Below are 18,563 nucleotides of genomic sequence, written 5' to 3' on the forward strand. Positions count from 1 at the left end.
ACACGCTGTAAATCAGTGATTTACGCATAGCGGGGACTAAAACAGGGACTTCAAGTCCCTGTTTTTTTATTATCTCTTTCTTCCATATTGTTGTATTTCTATTTTTTGTACATTTTCATTTTCAAAATTTTTATCAATTACTCTGATAATATTCGTCTTAAATAATTGTGAATTCTCCACCATTCTCTCCTCTAAATAACCCCTACTCTCATTAATTTTCAACTGCATTTCCTTCTCCTCCCTATACTTCTCAACCAATCCCTCCCGAACATTAGGCAAATCCTCCAACCTTTTATCCAATTCAGCAATCTTATCTTCAGTAATTTTTGTCTGCTGTTCAATCTCCGTCACATTCACGCCTTTTTGAGAAAGAATATCAATTTCCTCTTGGACTTTCTCCTTTGTCAAATCAATCGTTTTCTGATAAAATGGAAGCTGGTTTTTCCAGTATTCGGCATTGTCGCCCTCTTCCTTGGAATAGCCTAAGATTCGGTTGTAGTTATGTTGCGCTTTAGTTACTTCTTCCTGAATTTTAATAAAACTGTCATATTTTCGAAGCACAAAAGCAGAATCAGCCAAAAATTTATTTTTTTCGGTTTCAATTTGCTTTTTCATCAGTTCAATTTCTATATTCGCTCTGGTTTCGGGATTCGTGATGATGGCGGTTTTCATTTCCTGCGTGCTGATGTCAGAAATATCTAAAACATCGGCTCCCTTCTTCATTGCCTCCAAGTATCTTGCCTGTTTGGATTGCAATTTTTGAAGCATAAAGACATCAATGCTGTCATTGGTCAACATAAAGTTGATTCTTACATTTTCGTTCCTATTTCCTTGTCGCCAAGCACGACCTTCCACTTGCCGTAGAGAGGTAAAGTTGTACGGAAGAGAAAGCATGTAAATATCCGTCGTATTTTCCTGAAGGTTCATTCCTTCCTGAATCGCCTCGCTTCCGATGACCACCTTTATTTTTCCGGAATTGAAATCATCTTGAATCTTTAAACGGTTTGGTTTGCTGGTTGCTCCGGTGATGACTCCGACTTCTTCCGGTTTGTAGCCGACCTCCCGTACCAAATATTCCCTTAGTTTCGGAAATTCCGAAACAGCTAATTCAGAGTAGATAATCTGTCCCGAATCCGGAATGTCGTTTTTGTTCTGCCGAATCAAATCCATCGTTTGTTTTAGTTTCGGAGAATCCTCTATAAACTCTTCTAAAGACGGTTCTTCTCCTTCATAATAGGGAGAAAGATATGGTGAAATCGCAATCAAACGGGCATTAAGGATATGCGTAAGAATTGCCCCTTTTTGGGTTTCGGTAAAGTTTTCATTGAGCATTTCGTATTGCTCACTCGTTAAATAGTTCTGCTCAATCTTATATTCCTTGTTGATTCGGTTGGGCCGCACCAATTCTGGATTGTCTTCTTCGCCTTTGATATCAATAAATTCAGATAAAAGTTGCTGAAACAGCGAATTGTTTTTAAAACGTCGAACATTCGCCTTGAATTTCACATCACCTTTTGCGTCAATCTCCATGTCGTTGTCTGCCTCCATAAAGGTTTCAAAGAAGGTATTCACATTGAAGTAGCCCGATTCTTCTAATCTCTTGTTCGCAATCAAGGAGAGAATAGAATAATATTCCAGTGGTTTATTGGTAAATGGCGTTGCAGAAAGCAAGGTAACATTTCTACCGTCGTTCTTTTCTTGGATGTATTGCGCAGCCATCCAAGTATTGATACCCAACTTTGAAGTCTGCTGGTTTTGATTTCTAAAGTCTGAAGCAAATCGGCGGTCTTTTATTCTTACTTTTCCTACGATATGGTTCGCGTTGTGGACTTCGTCATAAGTCAGATGGTCAAAACCAAAGTCTTCCCAATCGTAAATCTTGCCACGCTTCATTTTACCCACCAGTTCTTTTTCTTTTTCCAGTTCTTTCTGAAAATCCCTTTCGCTGATGGTGTTTACACTTCTTAATTCATTTTCTGAAATATAGGAGAACTTGGAAGCCAGATTTTGGGTAATATTTTCAGAAAAACCGATATTGTTAAAACCCTCGTAAGTGACGATGGTGATTTCCCCATCCTTGTTGTCGAATTTTGAGAGGTCGAAGTCTTTTCCGAGATTTCCCAAGACATTCACTTTGGCTTCGGGAATGGTTTCAAAAATGGTTTCCACCCACTGTTTCAGAATGCTGTCATTGGGAACGACAATCAGCGGTCTTTTCGCATTTGCTCTTTCCATCGCTTCGTGCATTGACAGGATTCCAGACAATGTTTTTCCAAATCCCACTTCATGTGCAAGTAATCCGACACCTTTCGTGGTCTGCCTTCCGATTCCGGCTTTCTGAACTTCAGTTAATCTAAGTTCTCGACCTTTAAAATTCAAATGGATTTTTGAAAACAAAGGAAACTTTGAATAGTCCGGAACATAGATATTGTTGTAGTTTCGGTTAAAATCATTGACAAAACGCTTCCTTAAAGCGTCCGACAATTCTTCCCTCAAAAATTTTTGAAACAAGTCGTTGGCGGCGACTTTTCGTCTTTCGCGAACCAAGGCATTCCGTTCCTTGTCGCTTCCGGTAACGTTTTCGTTGTCTACAAAACTTCTTACTTCCCAAGATGAAGAACCTGCAAATGCCTCACTGGAAAGCGTTCCGACAAAATCCTTGAATTTTTCTGCAAGATTATAGGGAACCGTTACAGTTTCCGTCTGTCTTGTGTTTTGATTCCAGCGTTCCTTTTCTATGGATCCCAAATCAAACTGGTGGACAAATTCATGATTCGGACTGATTGAGATTTCGTCTAAAGTTTTTGGTTTTGGAAGAACATTGAGGAGTAAATCCTTTTGTTTCTCATATTGATTTTCTGTTCCGCCAACCGAGAACCTGTCCTTAAAGTCTATTTCCAGTTGTTCTAATTTGGCGTAGATATTCCCTTCGGCGTAATAAAAATCGTGAACCCAATTTCCGTCCATATAGTTGGCAAATTGGTAGTGCTTACCGTGATTGTTTAATGTGCCGTCGTAGGAAGTGTCCCGAAATGCCTCAATCTGTTCTTTAGTAATATCGGTACTGTTCTGAAGCGAGGCATTCACAATTTCATCGGCTTTGAAAAATTGGTATTTTAAAACCCCTTTCTTGATTTCCGGTTTGGTCTGAATTCGATATTCCGCATTTTTCTCTTTGTGGGACTGGATAATTTTATCCGCTTTACGATGAATTTCATCAATTTGGTCTTTCGAAAAATTTGGGGGATTATCAAAAATTTGGGTTTGGAGTTTGAAATACTTCTCAATCTCCTTTTCAATTGCGGGAGATTTGAATTTTACTTCATTAAGTCTGGAAAGAACTTGCTCAATTTTATCTTTCGTTTCTGCAAGGTCAATTTCTTCTGTTTTAGCGGGAATGGTGTTTTCTAAAGTTTTGCTTTTTGATTCTCCTTTAGGTTGATCAACCTCCAAAAACAAATCTTCAAAGAGGTTTCCAATTCTTTCGGTCTGCTTTTTATTTTTGAGTTGCTCAATCCTAGATAAGGCGTCCTCTAAATTTCCATAGACATAGTTTTCCAACCTCCCAAAACGGTTGGTTTTCTCTCGGGTTTCCCCTAAAATCCTGTCGGGATGTTTTTCAAAATAATTGGAAATATCTGTAGAAATTTTCTGGGAATTTTTTTGCAGAATAATAATGTCCGTTCCTACCTGAGTTCCGGCAAAAGCACCATTCGGCAGACGAAAACCTTCCAAAATATCTGCATTTTTTAGTTGGGCTTGTCGGTTCAACCAACCCGAAGGAAGCACCATTGCCAAAACTCCATTGGGTTTAAGAGAATCTAAAGACCTTTTGACAAAATAGTCCTCGTATTTGGAGATTTTGGGTTCTTCTCCCAAACCTTTGTATAATCCGCGATGGTCGCCGTAGGGTGGATTACCGATAACCAAATCGTATTTTTCGGCAAATTCCTTCTTGTTGCCTTTCTCTTCGATAAACTCGGTTTCAAAGGAGCGGAGATGGATGTGGGCTTCGGGATGAAGGATTTTCGCAATCTTTGCGGTGGTTTCGTTGATTTCAAAGGCAGTGATATTGGACTTGATTCCCAATTCTTTCACTGCATACAGAAAATTTCCCGTTCCAACGCTGGGTTCCAATACCGAAATTTCCTGCCTGTTCTTAAACTGGTCTTTGATTAAATTTCTGACGGCATCTACAATCCTTGAATCGGTGTAGTATTCATCCAAAATACCCCTGCCTTCTTTAGCTGTTCCGCCACTTTTGAATTGATGACAGATCTCTTTTAAATCCTCGGTAATGTTAAGACTTTCCTTGAGTTTAACTTGCTTATCGCTGGAAACAAAACAAGCTGCGGAAACAACTTCCGCAACTTGTTCATTGGTCAGTTTTTGACCTTTATATTTTGAAATAAGAACCCCTAATGCCTCATTGTTTTGAGTAGATGTTTTTACTATTTCTGCTATTCTATTGGATACATTTCTCCCGGATACGATTCCGCCCAAGGAATGTTCTGCTCCCTCATTTTTTGCAGCATTTTGCGGTTGTGTTCCGTCAACGGGTCCTCGCTCTGGTTTTCCGACCAGATGCTTCCAGATTGTGTCTTCAAGTCCATTTCCAGTATGGTTGCCGTCCACAGCTTGTCCTCCAAAGTGATTTCCGTTTTGCTTGGGTTTGCTTGTTTGGTTAGATTCTCCAGAATTTCGTTGAGAAAGTTCGGCTCCCAAGTGCTGAGTGTCGGAAATTCCTTCGGATTGAGTTCCATCGTCTTCATTTCTTATCGTTTTTTGTTCAACTAAAGTAGTATTTTTCTCTTGAACTTGGAGTTTATTTTTTAAATATTCTTCCAGGTTTTGGTTCCCATTTTCAGAAATTCCATACAGCAGGCGGATGTCCTTGATATTTTTATTTTGAAATTCATTGAGGATTTTTTGTGTAGACCTATTTCCGTCATCATCACCGGTTAGACACAGAAATATCTTTCCGTCGTAGTTTTTAAACCGTTCGACAAAGCTTCCAGTATTTTCATTATAATTGAGTGTTACAAGGGTTCTGCCGTTGTTTTGATTGTTTAGTTTCAAAAGTTCCAAAAACGAATCTTTGTCGTTATCGCTGTTAAAGACAATCAGTTCGTTTTTAGTTCCCTCAATAATGGAAATTTCTGAACTAGAATGATTTAAATAGGATGTCTCACTCACTTTTTCTGTTTTTTACGAAGTGGTTGAACTCAAAAATGTCTTTCGCCGTGTCGTCCCAGTTTTTTCTTGGAAGCAGTTGCAGGCTTACAAAGATGTCGGTCTTTTTATTGTAGGAATCGATGCGCTCCAATCTTCCGCCATAATCCTTTTCGGCGTGTCTGTAGAGGGAATACGGCAGAATCGTGTCTGTCGGATAGATGTAGAAACGGGTATAGTTCCAAGGCGAATTGATTTCGAAGCGTCTGTATTTTTTCTTGAATAACACCGTGTCGGAGAGTTTCCGCCTGTTATTATAGTTCGGAATCATTTCTTTTGAGAATATGGCGCCGTCCTTCTTGTTCCAAACCAATGCGGGTTTTTGTTTTTCAAGAATATCGGAAAGTATGATGTTGCCGTTTTCAGCATCCAATGGATAGCAGAAAGAATCTCTCACGAGATAGGCATTTTGATTCATTTCGGGAAAGGTGTGGTTTGGAACCAGTTCGATAATTTGGTTTTCCGAATAACTCATTTTCGAGATGTGGAAACTCTGCATCTTGTCCAATCCTCTGGAGGCATCAAAATAGACATTGGTAATGAGGTCGATTCCGCCTTTTTCGGATTTGATTTCCTTGTGGCAGGAATTTAGGATAAATACTGAAACGAAAACTAAAAATATGGATTTGATGTTCATAATGATTACATTTTAAAAAAAGCGGCAAATCAAAATTTGACTTACCGCCTTCGGATAATAGTCAGGTATTATTTATTATCGTTTGATGCTCTGTTCCTTCACATGGGCTTTCTCCTGTTTTTCTTCATTTTCCATTCCCTGCAAAGGTTTGTTGGTGTTGATGCGGTTCATGTCGTTGTCGTAAAGGTTCAGGTTCTTGTATTGCGGATTGAGCACTGCTTTTCCTTCCACCACCTTGTCGTCCATTTCAAATTTCACTTTCACCACATTTCCTTTTTCAAGTGACTTGATGGTGTTATCCCTGTATTCCGGCTTTTCGAAAACGAGGTTGGCTTTTTCCACGATTTTGTCGGTATCGACACCGTAGTTTTTGTAGAAATTCTGGAACATATAGTTTCCTTTCTCCGTCTTTGGCTCCTCAAAGTTGAACTGCACGAAGGCGGTTTCCGACTGGTCGCTTTTGGGGTTGTGGAACTCGATTTTCACGCTCCGTCCCTCCAAAAGATTTACGGCTTCTTTTGCGGTAAAGGTATTTTCTCTGTTTACCGAAAAATTGTGGGTGATTTCTTCGCCTTTCTCGTTCTTCAATTTGGCGTCGTAAGAGTTGAGGAAAACACCACCCGTTTCCGTCTTGTTGAATTTCAAGGCAAAATCAACCTTGTTTCCGGGCAGTGCCTTGTCCGAGGAAGTTTTGATTTCGAATTGCTGGTTTTTGGACTTGATGCCTTTTTCCAATTCTTTGTGAAGTTTTTCGTCTTCGCCGAAACCGAGGTATTTAAGCTGATTTTTTAGATAATCTACCTGGTTGAATTCTTTTTGTGTTTCCATAATGTTTGGGGTTTGATTGTTAAAATATTCTTTGTTTTTATTGAGGTGTTGTGTTAAGTCATCTCCGTTCATTTTGGCGTAATCTTTTATAGAAGGCTCTCCAATGATGTCGTCTATCGAAAATCCTGACCTTGTGGCATCCATTTCTTCTTTAAATCTCGAATGAAAATTACTTTGGCTGAATAAATTGCTCCGTTTTTTCTCATCGGGAAGAAAAAGACTTTTAAGGGAATCGATGATTTTTTCTGTTTCCTCATTTCCCTCGTAGGTAAGCAGTTCTCCGCCAACGAATAGCAAAACATGGTCTTCCGGCTTTCGATACAGCTGGATTTTTGAGGCAATCTGGCTGTAGTTCACTTTGTCGTCTTCCGTCAAGGAGATTTCAAATTCGTGCTTGGTATGACCTTCGGAATCGTCAATAAACAGTTTGACGTAATCCTTTTGTGGTGGTTCTTCCATATTTCTAAAATTTTTAGAGTAACTATTATTTAGGTTGTTTTCCGATACGCCGACAATGGGTTCCGCATTCAGATGGTTCTTGCTGAATTTGTCCAAAAGGTGGTCATAGACGTTGATTTTGGTCTTTTCGTAAAGGGAGTGGTAGTTTCCGCTTTCCAATAAAATCGCATCCAAAGCCGTGAACCCCATCAGTTCGAGTTTGTCGCGGTATTCCTTGTACATCTGCTCGTTTACATTGTTTCCATAAAGGATGACACCCGTTCCGGCGTGAATCGTCATCAGTTCGGTCAGTTTCTCGAACTGTCGATGCTGCGGAAGAATGAATTTCCCAACGATGTCGTTCGCATTGTTCAGGATGATGGCTTCCGTCTTGTCGGACAGTCCAAACTTTTGGCTTGAAATGTAGGCGGCGGAATCTTCGGGACTGTTGATTTTGAACGGCTGATAATTGGCGGCAAAAATCTGCTTGTTAAAGGAAAAGGTGCTGACTTTTCCCTGCTGTTGATTTTGCTCGGAAAGTTCCAGAACACGGTCGCTTCCCAAATCTCCGTTGAATACCAAATATTTCCCCGAACGCAGATTGATGACGATGCCGTCTTCCACCTTTATTCCTGTATGGTCGAAAATTTCGTGCAGTCTTTGCAACATGAGTCGGTCATGTTTGCTCGAAATCAGTTGTCCGCTCGGATGGTTGTGGACGAGCGTGATGCTTTCGGGCTGCATTTTGAAGACGTTTCCCGTCAACAACCGTAAATCCACAACGGTGGAAGTAATTCCGCCTGTCGAAAGATGTTGAACGAGATAACTGTCGTCCTTGAATTTGTAGAGTGCAAAGGTGTGTTCCACCGCCTCGTCTTCAAGCGCACGGAAAAGCCAAGCCACATCGTTCACATCAGAAATTTTGGTTCCCGCCATGAATGAAAGACTTTTGTTTTCCGAAAACTGCCGCTCTACGAGCGCAAAGTCATTGGCGTAACCTTGATTGTCCTTTTCCCGTAGGATGGCGGAATTTGGGTCAGCATCATTTCTCCCACTGAAGAGTTTGTACGGTAATATTTCGCCCGCCGACGTTTTGAGATATTGCGTATCCTCGTCCGTCGGAAATTGGAAATTCGTGTTCGGTCCATATTTGCTCTGGTAATTGATCGTTTCTGTTTCCATCTTTTCAAAAATTTATCTGCGGAATCCACGGCGTTTTTCCTGTTCCTGTTCGATTTCCTGTTCGATTTCTTCTTCCTGCTCTTCCCGGTTTCTGTTCGCGTCTTCGTACCTATCCCTGTCATTGACGTTCAGGTCAATTTCGGAATTGCCACCTTTTGAAATCTGCTTCTCATCGGGTGAGATGCTGTTTACGGTGTTGATTTCTCTGGAAACGATGTTCAAGTCGTTGGAAATTTCCTTGGCGATTTCGGGATATTGGTCGATTTTATCCATCAGGAAATTTTTCAGTTTCTGAAGTTCGTTTTTGTAGCGGTTCATTTCCGCGACATCCTTCTTGTCGGCAATGATTGCGGTGAGTTCGGTGGCATTTTTAATGAGGTCGAACTCGGCGACGATGTTGTTTTCCTTGTCGTAGATGAATGCCTTTTTTTCAAGCGAAAGTTTCTTCTCATTTTTGTTTGAAAGGTCTTGAATAGTGGAATACTCAATTCCATCCTTGCTGTTTCTGAGGATTTCGGAGATGCTTTTATCCCGCTCCAGAAAGATGACTTTCAGTCGGGTGTTGTTTTCCGTGAGTTGGAAAGTTGCCCTGTTTTTGTCGTTGTCTGCGACAATCGTGTAGCCCTGCAGAAATTTTTGGATGTCGTCCGCTTTCAGTTTTTTTGAAAATGACAAATCTTCATTGATGATTCCGAACTTTTTAAGTTCTTCGGTAGGTAGGTTTTCAGTTTGCATAGTAGGTTGCTATTAAATTGTTTGCTTTGTTTAGGTCGTTTAAGAAATGGTAGGGATTGATGCTTTGTCCAAACTCCTTTACTGCAAAATGCAGGTGCGGTCCGGTAGAGTTCCCTGTGTTTCCACTTTTCCCGATGATGAAGCCCGCCCTGACTTTTTCTCCGACTTTGTAGTAGATTTCGGAGAGGTGGAGATAGGAGGTTTCAAATCGGTTGAAATGTTTGATTTTGATGTAGTTTCCACCGCCTTTGGAATCCCAACCTGCTTCGGTAATGATTCCATCAAGCACGGCGTGAACATCTTCGTAGTTGGCTTTGAGGTCAATTCCGTTGTGCATTTTTGCAGTGCCGAAAATTGGATGCATCCTTGTTCCGTAAGGCGAAGTCACGCTAATTCTATTGCGCAAAGGCATTGAGATATTTTTCCGTAAACCTTCAAAGGTGGTTTCAAAATCCTTTTCCTGCTTTTTTTCGGGTTGAAAATTTTGCATCAGTTCAAATAGTGAATCTTTCATCTTTTTGTAGTCCACGTTACTTTGATTGTTTCCATTATGGTAGTTTTTAAGCATCGTCTTTAGAGAGTCGATTTGACTCGTTAACATCTTCATTGAACTTTCGGTTTCGTTTTTCAGTTCCGATTTTGGGGTGATGTTGAAGATTTCTTTCCACGATTTTTTCTCCTTTTTTTGGTTGGAATTCTCCTCTTTTGGGGTTTCCATAATTTTAAAGTCTTCCGTTTTGTGTGGTTTTGTCGGCATCAGCGTATTGAATTGAGCCATGGAATAACCGCCTGTTAAAAGGAGAATTGTTAATGTTATTATTGTCGTTCTATTTTTCATTTTTAGTAAATTCATTTACGATTAATTCAACCTCCTTATTGATTTTTCTGAAGTTGGTCATCAGGACATCGTTTTTCCTATTGTTTCCCATTTTGTCGACAAATGAGTAATAGGAAGGCATTTTCACATAGTTGTGTTCTTCCTGTTTGATGGCCTTCATATCCAAATTGATTTTGCCGTTCATCGCCGAAGTTTTGTATTCCTCGGTGTCGTTTTCCTCGCCCTGAGCAATCATTCCGACCATTTCGCCAGTTTTGAGCGTCGCAATTTTTCCTGCAGGAATCATAAAGTCCATTTTCTCGTTGATGCTGGTCGTCGTTCCTTGTTGGGAGATGGATTGGGAATAGGATTTTTGCTTGATTTTTCCGAACAGTTTCTCCAGCCATTCCAGAGTATTTTTGTCCCTTGCGGAACCTGAAAGGATATTTCCAACAATGGCGGAAATGGTGTCGGCAACTTCTTTTTTGTAAAACTGTCGGAGTTGTGGGATTTCCTGAAGTCCCAATAAGACCGCCACTTTGTTGCTCCTTGCGGTCGCCACCACGTTGTCGATTTTATGTATGTAGATGGTGGGAAACTCGTCAGCAATAATTCCTCCCGGCAAATTGTGTTTGGAGTTGATGAGTCGTAAAGTCCTGTTTAAAACCGATGAATAAAGGGCGGAATTGATGTCCTGCGTTCCTGGATCGGATGCCAAAATCAGGATGGAAGGATTCTCCCTGTTCGTAATTTTTAGTTCCACTTCGTCGCCCGAAAACACCCAGAAACTTTCCTTGGTCGCCAATCGTGAGAGAAATATCTTCAAGGTTCCGACCTGTCCCTCCAACTGGTCAAATGCCTTGTTTTCATACGCCGTCTTAAAGGGAGAAAGCAGTGAGAATATTTCCTCGTTGGTAAAAAGTGTGTCAAAAATCTCCTTGTAACTTCGGTTCATAAAGGACAGGATATGTGGTAAATCCGAATATTTTCCGTCCTCGTAGGTGGCAAAAAAGTAGATACTCGACGAAAGAAAGTTGATGGCAGATTGGGTGAAAAAAGCATCGGAGCCGCCTCCCGAACTTGAACCTCCCTTTTGGAGCGACGATACCATTGACTCCGCCATTTCCTGTGCTTCCGCCAAGGTTTGGATGTATTCTTTTTTCAATGGATTTACCCTTTTGGATTTTTCTACCTCGTTCAGATTGATGACATGAAAATCGTATTCATACCCTGAATCTTTGCTTTTCTTCAACAGATAATGGTAGTAGGCAATCTGCGCCAAATCGGGAAACTTGAAATCGTAAATACACAGGCAGAAGCCTTTCGCTATCATTTGCCTGATTGCGGGATTGATGATTCCGAAAGACTTTCCACTTCCAGGCGTTCCAATCACCATCGTCCCACGAAATGGATTGATATTGACCCATCCCTTGTTGATTTTTTTACTGTATCTGAAGAGATATGGGATATTGATCGAGGTGTCCGTTTCTACCAGTTCCTGATTTTGGGCAAAACTTTCTTCCTCTACATTCCATCGGTCTTTTCCCATTTTTTGTTGCATGAGTTTTGAGATGGCGTCTGCTCCCATTTGAAGGATTACTGCACCCAAAAAAGACAATACGGCATAGATGACCTGATAAAGATTCAGTGCAGGAAAAATTTTAGGGAGTTTGGAGTTTCCTGCCTCGTTTTGCCAAACGAGTGAAGAAAAAATCATCAACAAGCCCAATATCATGGGGATTACGATTTCCGTGGCGATGTTCAAATCCTTTTTCTTCTTCGCCTTTGTCCCGACAGCAACCAATCCAATCAGAATCAGGGTCGCAAACTTTGCGTTGATGGGTGGGTAAAAGAAACTCATCTTCGAGAAATTTTTCAATAGATTTGAAACTATAGGAATATCTGCATCGAGGTAGAAAAGCGACGCACAATCCAATGCCACGACCGCATAAACCGCCTTCTGAAGGAATCCGTAAATCTTAATTTGGTGTTGTTGTTCCTGCATTACTTCCTATAAATTGTAGTTTTTTAAAAACTCTTTCTCTTTTTCCTCAATACGGTCTTTACCATAAATCTTCACTGCAATCTCCTTATACCACGCTTTCAGATAAGCCATTTTTATAATTTCCTTTTCTATTTCCTTCTTTGCTTTTCTGAGACGGAATAAAAAAAATATGGATATGCAAGAAGCGATGAAAGCGATGAACGCCAGGAGAAGGACAATAATTAATTCTGTTGGTAATGGGTTCATAACTAAAATGTATCTGCTTTTAAAATATCTGAATAATTCACCTTCATCTCGATGGTTCTTCCCGAGAGTTGTTCCTCAATCAGGCGGATCATCATCACCTTGCTGTTCGGAAAAGTGAATTTTTTGAAGACATAGATGTTTCTGAAATTTTTCCTGAAATGTTTCGGGGCGTAAAGTCTAAAAATCGGTGTCATCTCGATGCTTTGATTGTTGGTCGCCTTGTAGATTTTTTTGTCCTCGATGGAAAATTTTAGGTCTTCGATATCGTAACTCAGGTTCGAGCTGTTTTTGAAGGTCATATCGAGAAAGATGTAGTCGCTGATAACGTACACATTGTTGAGCTGCATACTGAGTTTAAGGTCTTTTTGCTCCCTGATTGGATTTTCTTCCGTCTTCTTCTGGATGATGTCCATCGCAAACTTGGTCAGCTCCAAGTTGGAAAAACGGGTTTTGTCCAGTTCAATCGGCTGCATCTCTTCTGGCTGGATATGGATGTTGGTCACGGTGTTTTTATTTTCCGAATTTCTGTAAATAGCCTTATATTGGGCAATAAAAGACTGACCTACAACGGTTATTATTCCTATTTTGTCGCCATTCAATAAAGAGGTGGTTTTTGCCTTTTCCTTTGGGTCGACGTTGGTAGGAGCATCCGTGATCTTGATTCTCGCGATATTGATGTTCGGTAGATCACCCGTGAGTTTTTGGGTGGACAAATCCACATATTGGATGGGTTCCGGTGAGATGATGTGCAGGTTGACGCCCTCCGTAATCACTAGTTCGGGCAATTCCGAAATGACTTGTTCCTTGGTTGCGGTTTGGGCAATAAAAAGGTTGGATATAAGGAATAATAGGATATTGATTGCTGTTTTCATTTTTATTTCTTTTGTTGGTTTTGTGAGTCTTTAAGCTGTTTTTCGTCGATGAGAAATACATAGGAGTTGTATTTCAGTTTGGCTTTGTTGGTTTTAATGAGGTTGGCTATGGATTTGGAGGTGGAAGTGAACAATTTTGAGCCGATGCTCGTGAAAAATCCCTGTCCGCCCATATCCATCTGTGTTCCCTGTACGGAGTTGCTCCCCATTTCCCGAATCATGTCCCTGAAGACGCTTTCCGGAACATAAAGTCCCTTCAAACCGTCGATATCATAGATGGAAAGGTTGACGGGAAGAATTTCTCCCTTGGTAAATACCGAGACAATCTTGAGGTCAACCCGCTGCATGGAAAATCCCGAGATTTGCCCGTAAAGGATGGAGCCTTTCTCAATTTTTCTGTTGCCGACGAAGATGTCTTCCAATAATCGGAACCGGATTCTGCTTCCCAGAAATCCCTTGTTGTTTTCATCAATGACGGCTTTGATAAAACTGTTCTCATTTTCCCTGTAGAAGGCATTGAACTCGCTGTTGATTCCCGACTTGCCGACATTGAAGGTGGAATTGAGGAACTCGTCCATCTTTTCCTTGTTTGCCTTGAGTTTCTGTTCCGCCAAGAGTTTGGCTTGGTATTCGGGATCCCTCGCTTTTTCTAGGGAATCCATGACGAGCATCTGCTGTTTCAGATATTTTACGGGGTCTTGCTGTGCATTTTGATTACTAGATTTTTGATTTTCTGAAAGTTGCTCATTTTCCTGTTTCCCATTGGACTTGTCGTTCAGCATTCGGATGATTTCAGAAGACCTCTTGAAATCCTTGTCCTCATTTTGCTGTTTTGGATTGTAATAGGAAGAGTTGCCTCCTTTTGACGCCTGCTGATTTTGTCTGCTGGAGACCGCCTTCAGTGAATCGATCTTTCTTTTCTGGTCCAAAGACAACTGGTCTTCATAACTGAGCAGACTGTCCTCTTCCTTGTCCAATCCTCCGAGCATCGTCCTGTTGTCGTCCTTCTTGAAAAAGGCGTCGTAGGCATCGTTCTTCGTCATGATGGAGTCCCGTGTTTCTCCCAGAGACAGGGAAAGTTCTTTCGGCTTGTCCTTTTTAGAGGTGTCCTCTTTGGTAAATTGGGCACCTACATACACAAAGAGCAGCAGGAACGGCAATGCCAGAAGGGGCATCACATATTTTTTTTCCTTAAAGTTGATTTTCTTAATGTCCATGTTGCAGTTCTTGGTATTGGTTGTACAAATATTCTATTCTCAGGCTGTCTTCTTTTTGGAGTTCTTTTCGGTCCCTTTTCATTTTTAAAATTTTGAGTTCATTAACTATTTTCTCCATTTCTTTCTCTTGGTTTTTATTAATTTGCTGGGTCGTGTTGCTTTTGGAATAGAGGTTTGGGGGCTTGATTTTAAATGTCGACTGGCTCGGAAAGAAAATTCCCTGTATCAGCGATCCGATAAAAGACACGGAGAGAAAAACCATCGAATGGGTGAAAAACTTCTTCGGATTTTTTGCCGCCCATTCCAATCCCTTTTTTGCGGTTTGTTTTAGAAAATTTTTCATCTTTAATAGGAATTTTTGGTTTGGTTGGAGATTTCCTCGTTGTCGATAATCCTCCAATTTTTAAGCATCACACCGTGCGGATTGTTTGGACTTCGGATGATGTCCTCAAAGTATCCTTCGGTAATCAATTTTCTTGTAATCACGGCAGACTTTCTGGTAATCATCTGCTTTCCGAAAAAGGAGAATTTCTGTTGCTCCATATTGAGCGAGATGGAATCCGTATGAATACTGACCATGGAACTGGAGGCCACAATCTGGTTGTAGAAGCCTTTTTCCTTGAGATTGGTGTATTCTTTTTTTCCGCTGTCGTCAATGAGGTACAGTGATTTTTGAATATTCTCCTTGATGTAGGCATCATCGGGAGCCAAGGTGAAAAATAGTCGGTGGAACAGTTCAATTTGGGCTTTGTATTCTACGGGTCTGTTTAACAAGACATCGGTCTGCTTTGCCAGTACCGGAACCCCGTTGTCCAAAATGTAGATGGATTTTCTTGAATCCTGAATCATCCGATAGGCAAAGAAGAAGCCCGCCAATACGATAATTACGGCAAATGCTATTGTTCCCAGCGAAACTACCTTGTTGATTTTTATTCTTTGTTCGATATTTTTGATCAGCATCTTATTTATTTTTTGTTGTTATTCATCGCACTGTTGACCATTCCCGATGCGGAACCTGATGCAGCCGATTTTGCTGCTGCTCCCGCTACGGAAGCTCCACCGGTTTTGGCTGCCAATACCGTTGTTTTAGCGGCACTCGCCATTCTTCCAGCAGCACTCTTCATCTTGGTCATCGCACCTGCACCTCCCGCTGTAACAATGGTGTCGGCAATGGTGGGCGTCATCAATACCCCGATTCCCGTCACGATATAGGCGACACAGGTAAAGAGCTGGTTGTAGATCATTCCCGAATTGCTCACATAAACCATCAAGGCATCTAAATTGGTGATGGTTCCATTGGTTAAAAGCGTGTCATACCGCTCAATCTCCATTTCATAACCCGAAGCGATCAGTTGCTGACCAATATTGATGATGGTATAGGCTACAAAGGTGTATAGGTTGATGTTGATGAACTTGGAAACCCAGCTGTACAGCGAGTTTTCAAATCCTGGAACGAGCGCCATACCTACCGCAATAGGCCCCAAAATAATGAGGATGTAGGCCCAAATTTTTTGGATGAAGAAAATAAGGTAGACACAGATTCGAAGGATGGAAAGGCAAACGAACTCGATAATTTCTGCAACCAGTTTTTGGAGCTGGAACTCCATCCGTAACTGCCATTCCTTGATGGGTTGGATGAGTTTGTCCAGTCCCTCGCTGATGTCGAACCAAGAGTCGTCGGCATCTTTGCCGGTGTTGTTGATGACGTCCTGCTTCGCATCCTCGTCGGCTTTCAGTTTGATGACGGCATCGAGTAGCTGCTGCTGTTTCTTGAATCGTTGAATCCTCAAATCATTCACTTCGGACTCAATGTCGCTGAAAATGGCGATTCCCGGTTCTGCAATGGCTTCAAAGGGTGCCTGAATCAGATTGACAAAACCACTCCAATACACCAGGGTAAATCCAATGAGGATTGGTTTGAGCATCGGGGTGATTTCCCATTCCCGGTCGCCCGCCGCCATTTGCCAACCCATGTATCCGAGATACATCAACGCTCCCAGTCCTCCGATCGCCCTTCCAACCAAAGCGGATCCGACAGCACCGTCTTGAACGCTGTTGTCCAGTTTGGTAAAGACCTCCATAAACCATTTCTCAAATGCGCCGTCGCCCTTTAGAAATTGGAGCAGGTTGCTGTAGTCGCCGTCGGTTTGGGCAAAGCCGATTATCGGCAGCAATATTGCCAAGAGGCAAAATAAGGGTGTAGTATTTCTTTTCATCACTAAAATTTATGTTTGTACTGCTGCATCGTGTTGTGGATGATCTGCTTGTCGGAAGCGGGAGTCCAAGCCTGTGGCAATGCATAAGGCGAATGGTTTTTCAGAATATTTTTATAGTCCAAAAGAAGTGTCGTCTTATCGTTGTGTTTCCTTAATTCCTGCACGAACCTTCTCCATTTGATAAGGGTGTCATGGTACATCAAAAAGCGTTTTCCTCTCGGCATATCCATCGACCTCGACATTGAATATTTTTCCTTGATTAAGTCCAATTCCTCCTGAAGTCTTTTTAAAGTTCCCGTGGTATTGAGCGTTTCGTAGGTTTGCTGGTTCTTCAGCCTCCATTCGATAAAGTTTTGAGGATTGTCTGGAAATTCGGTAATGGGTCTGAGCATCCTTTTGTAGTAGAGCAACCAGAGCGGGTCTGCATCGACCGTCGCCGAAGTCCAATGGGCAAAGTCTTGGACGCTTCTTTTATAGATGGTGTCGGATGCCGCCTTTATCTTTTTTGCCTCTTCCTCTTGAAATTTCACTTGGGCAAAACGCTGGTTTTGAAGTCCCGTCGGTTTTAGCGGTCGGATATCTTCTCCATCCTTATAATCCCTGTTTCTGCTGGGAGCCCACATTCCCCAAACGGTGGCATACGCGAAGTTGGTCTGAATCCCCAAAAGGTATTTTGGATAGGGACGCCAATCGCCCCAACTCTGGAACACCATCCTTTTGTGCTGGGCTACGATGGAGGGGTCGTTCAAACGCTTTACGGTAAACTGCCCGAATACGCCGACTGCTGTCAGCAAAAGCGGAACGAGGGCAAATTTTTTAACTAATTTTTTCATCTTTTTAATTGAATATGTATTTGTATTTCTGGATAATGTCTCCGACAATCGCCCTGTCGATATTGAGGTAGTTTCTTAGCACTGGAACCTGGTACAGGTACGGAATCTTCTTGGCGTTTTCTAACCGCAATATGATGTAGAGGATGTTTCCATTGATGTTCCGAACTCGGGTAAACACCTTTTCAATAAGCATCTCCCTGTCCATCGGATCCATCAGGAAATCCTTGTTCTCGTTCAAAATATCCTGCGTGACTTCCTGCTTGAGTTTTAAGGTCTGTTTGCCGATTTCGACATAGTATTTGGAAACCAAGACGGCATATTCTGGATGTTGCGCCGACAAGTCCAGCATTTTGTTGGAGTTGTTCGCTACCTTTCCCAGATATTGGTACAGATAGATTAACTTTTTGCTCTGCGTGAGTGCCGAGTTGACATTTTTTAGTTGTTGGTAGATGTATTCCTGAATGGCGATGACCTGTGCAGTCTTGTTTTTAATGTCGTCGTACAGTTCCTTCTGTTTTTCATAAGAGTTTAGAAATGCCTGCTCGCTTCCCAGCCTTACGCCGTGGTTGGTGGTCATCTGCACCAAGAGTTTGTCGTTGATAACAATCTGCTGTCCGCTTACAAAACCAACAGAAAAAAACAAGATTCCTCCGATAAATAGTTTTCTCATTTTTAAAAGGATTTGATGTTTTTCATAATGTTCTCGACCACCTGTTTGTCCCGATTCACATAGTATTGAAAGGCTCTTTTGTTTCGTAAGACTTTTGCCTTGATGTCCCGAATCTTTAAAAGCATATGGGTAGAATTTCTGCTCAGCGTCTTGACTTCTCCCAAGGCATAATCCAATAAAATCTTGCGCTCCGACTTTTCCATCTGGTTCATTGCCCCATAGGAAACCACAATCCCGACAATCAGCCTCGTCACCATTTGCAGATCATCCACAAACTGAACCTGTGAAGGCAGAACCGCGATGATGGAATAAGGTGCGGTACTGATTTCATGGATAATGGCTTGCTGGTTTTGGGTGATTTTCGTAATCTCCCTGCTCATCGCAATTCCTGTGGGAATCGCTTGAATGGCGAACGATACGATTCGAAGTCTGTCCTGAATTTTGGTCACCTTGTCCTTGAAATTGTTCCACTGGGTTTTGTTGGCAGTTTCCACCGTGGCATTGGCAATTTGGTTTTTCCGCATCTCCTTCTGCCTCTCGTTTTCATCCATCGTCGCCTTGATTTCTAGGTTCATCATCGGAAAGGATACGTTTTCCTGCTGCCAAGACGGCGTGGAGCCGCCACTGGATGAAGT

The 18,563-nt window shown here is 41.7% G+C and carries 15 protein-coding genes; all 15 read right to left on the reverse strand.

Annotated elements, in window-relative coordinates; genetic code table 11:
• Positions 1-69: 69 nt before the first annotated feature.
• Positions 70-5,196, reverse strand: coding sequence for a helicase-related protein (locus H6W52_RS12295; RefSeq protein WP_024567399.1), 5,127 nt, complete (start codon positions 5,194-5,196; stop codon positions 70-72).
• Positions 5,189-5,869: a hypothetical protein gene (locus tag H6W52_RS12300; protein ID WP_024565606.1), complete on the reverse strand. Its 681-nt coding sequence runs from the start codon at positions 5,867-5,869 to the stop codon at positions 5,189-5,191. Before H6W52_RS12300 ends, H6W52_RS12295 begins: the two co-directional genes overlap by 8 nt.
• A gap of 75 nt (positions 5,870-5,944) precedes the next feature.
• A complete protein-coding gene (locus H6W52_RS12305; RefSeq protein ID WP_024565605.1) occupies positions 5,945-8,317 on the reverse strand; it encodes a JAB domain-containing protein in 2,373 nt (790 codons plus the stop codon).
• A 12-nt stretch (positions 8,318-8,329) separates the two neighbouring features.
• A complete protein-coding gene (locus H6W52_RS12310; RefSeq protein ID WP_024565604.1) occupies positions 8,330-9,052 on the reverse strand; it encodes a hypothetical protein in 723 nt (240 codons plus the stop codon).
• Complete coding sequence (locus H6W52_RS12315; RefSeq protein ID WP_024565603.1) at positions 9,042-9,890, reverse strand: M23 family metallopeptidase; 849 nt, start codon at positions 9,888-9,890, stop codon at positions 9,042-9,044. The genes H6W52_RS12310 and H6W52_RS12315 overlap by 11 nt, the downstream gene beginning before the upstream one ends.
• Positions 9,880-11,874, reverse strand: a complete 1,995-nt coding sequence (locus H6W52_RS12320; RefSeq protein WP_024565602.1) for a type IV secretion system DNA-binding domain-containing protein — start codon at positions 11,872-11,874, stop codon at positions 9,880-9,882. The genes H6W52_RS12315 and H6W52_RS12320 overlap by 11 nt, the downstream gene beginning before the upstream one ends.
• A 6-nt stretch (positions 11,875-11,880) precedes the next feature.
• Positions 11,881-12,120 (reverse strand): hypothetical protein, encoded by a 240-nt coding sequence (locus H6W52_RS12325; RefSeq protein ID WP_024565601.1) that lies wholly within the window; start codon positions 12,118-12,120, stop codon positions 11,881-11,883.
• 2 nt (positions 12,121-12,122) lie between these two features.
• The gene (locus H6W52_RS12330; protein ID WP_024565600.1) at positions 12,123-12,992 is read right to left on the reverse strand and encodes a DUF4138 domain-containing protein; all 870 of its coding nucleotides are present in this window, start codon (positions 12,990-12,992) and stop codon (positions 12,123-12,125) included.
• Between the two features lie 2 nt (positions 12,993-12,994).
• Complete coding sequence (gene traM, locus H6W52_RS12335; protein ID WP_024565599.1) at positions 12,995-14,203, reverse strand: conjugative transposon protein TraM; 1,209 nt, start codon at positions 14,201-14,203, stop codon at positions 12,995-12,997.
• Positions 14,199-14,552 carry a hypothetical protein gene (locus tag H6W52_RS12340; RefSeq protein WP_024565598.1) on the reverse strand — a complete coding sequence of 118 codons (354 nt, stop codon included), beginning with the start codon at positions 14,550-14,552 and terminating at the stop codon, positions 14,199-14,201. The genes traM and H6W52_RS12340 overlap by 5 nt, the downstream gene beginning before the upstream one ends.
• A 2-nt stretch (positions 14,553-14,554) precedes the next feature.
• The gene (gene traK / locus H6W52_RS12345) at positions 14,555-15,169 is read right to left on the reverse strand and encodes a conjugative transposon protein TraK (RefSeq protein ID WP_024565597.1); all 615 of its coding nucleotides are present in this window, start codon (positions 15,167-15,169) and stop codon (positions 14,555-14,557) included.
• A 5-nt stretch (positions 15,170-15,174) separates the two neighbouring features.
• Complete coding sequence (locus H6W52_RS12350) at positions 15,175-16,425, reverse strand: type IV secretion system protein (RefSeq protein WP_029738611.1); 1,251 nt, start codon at positions 16,423-16,425, stop codon at positions 15,175-15,177.
• A 2-nt stretch (positions 16,426-16,427) separates the two neighbouring features.
• Positions 16,428-17,306 (reverse strand): hypothetical protein, encoded by an 879-nt coding sequence (locus H6W52_RS12355; RefSeq protein WP_228457572.1) that lies wholly within the window; start codon positions 17,304-17,306, stop codon positions 16,428-16,430.
• Positions 17,263-17,928, reverse strand: coding sequence for a hypothetical protein (locus tag H6W52_RS12360; RefSeq protein WP_024567401.1), 666 nt, complete (start codon positions 17,926-17,928; stop codon positions 17,263-17,265). Before H6W52_RS12360 ends, H6W52_RS12355 begins: the two co-directional genes overlap by 44 nt.
• A gap of 2 nt (positions 17,929-17,930) precedes the next feature.
• Positions 17,931-18,452 carry a hypothetical protein gene (locus H6W52_RS12365; protein ID WP_228457571.1) on the reverse strand — a complete coding sequence of 174 codons (522 nt, stop codon included), beginning with the start codon at positions 18,450-18,452 and terminating at the stop codon, positions 17,931-17,933.
• Positions 18,453-18,563 lie beyond the last annotated feature (111 nt).

The sequence above is a fragment of the Chryseobacterium sp. C2(2020) genome, assembly GCF_014218915.1.
Lineage (GTDB): Bacteria > Bacteroidota > Bacteroidia > Flavobacteriales > Weeksellaceae > Chryseobacterium > Chryseobacterium mucoviscidosis.

Bases quoted from the DNA above. Each gene is read 5' to 3' on its own strand.
- H6W52_RS12365 (WP_228457571.1), bottom strand. From the start codon at position 18,452: ATGCGGAAAAACCAAATTGCCAATGCCACGGTGGAAACTGCCAACAAA.
- H6W52_RS12330 (WP_024565600.1), bottom strand. From the start codon at position 12,992: ATGAAAACAGCAATCAATATCCTATTATTCCTTATATCCAACCTTTTT.
- H6W52_RS12305 (WP_024565605.1), bottom strand. From the start codon at position 8,317: ATGGAAACAGAAACGATCAATTACCAGAGCAAATATGGACCGAACACG.
- H6W52_RS12340 (WP_024565598.1), bottom strand. From the start codon at position 14,552: ATGAAAAATTTTCTAAAACAAACCGCAAAAAAGGGATTGGAATGGGCG.
- H6W52_RS12320 (WP_024565602.1), bottom strand. From the start codon at position 11,874: ATGCAGGAACAACAACACCAAATTAAGATTTACGGATTCCTTCAGAAG.
- H6W52_RS12360 (WP_024567401.1), bottom strand. From the start codon at position 17,928: ATGAGAAAACTATTTATCGGAGGAATCTTGTTTTTTTCTGTTGGTTTT.
- H6W52_RS12315 (WP_024565603.1), bottom strand. From the start codon at position 9,890: ATGAAAAATAGAACGACAATAATAACATTAACAATTCTCCTTTTAACA.
- H6W52_RS12310 (WP_024565604.1), bottom strand. From the start codon at position 9,052: ATGCAAACTGAAAACCTACCTACCGAAGAACTTAAAAAGTTCGGAATC.
- H6W52_RS12325 (WP_024565601.1), bottom strand. From the start codon at position 12,120: ATGAACCCATTACCAACAGAATTAATTATTGTCCTTCTCCTGGCGTTC.
- H6W52_RS12300 (WP_024565606.1), bottom strand. From the start codon at position 5,869: ATGAACATCAAATCCATATTTTTAGTTTTCGTTTCAGTATTTATCCTA.
- traK (WP_024565597.1), bottom strand. From the start codon at position 15,169: ATGCTGATCAAAAATATCGAACAAAGAATAAAAATCAACAAGGTAGTT.
- H6W52_RS12350 (WP_029738611.1), bottom strand. From the start codon at position 16,425: ATGAAAAGAAATACTACACCCTTATTTTGCCTCTTGGCAATATTGCTG.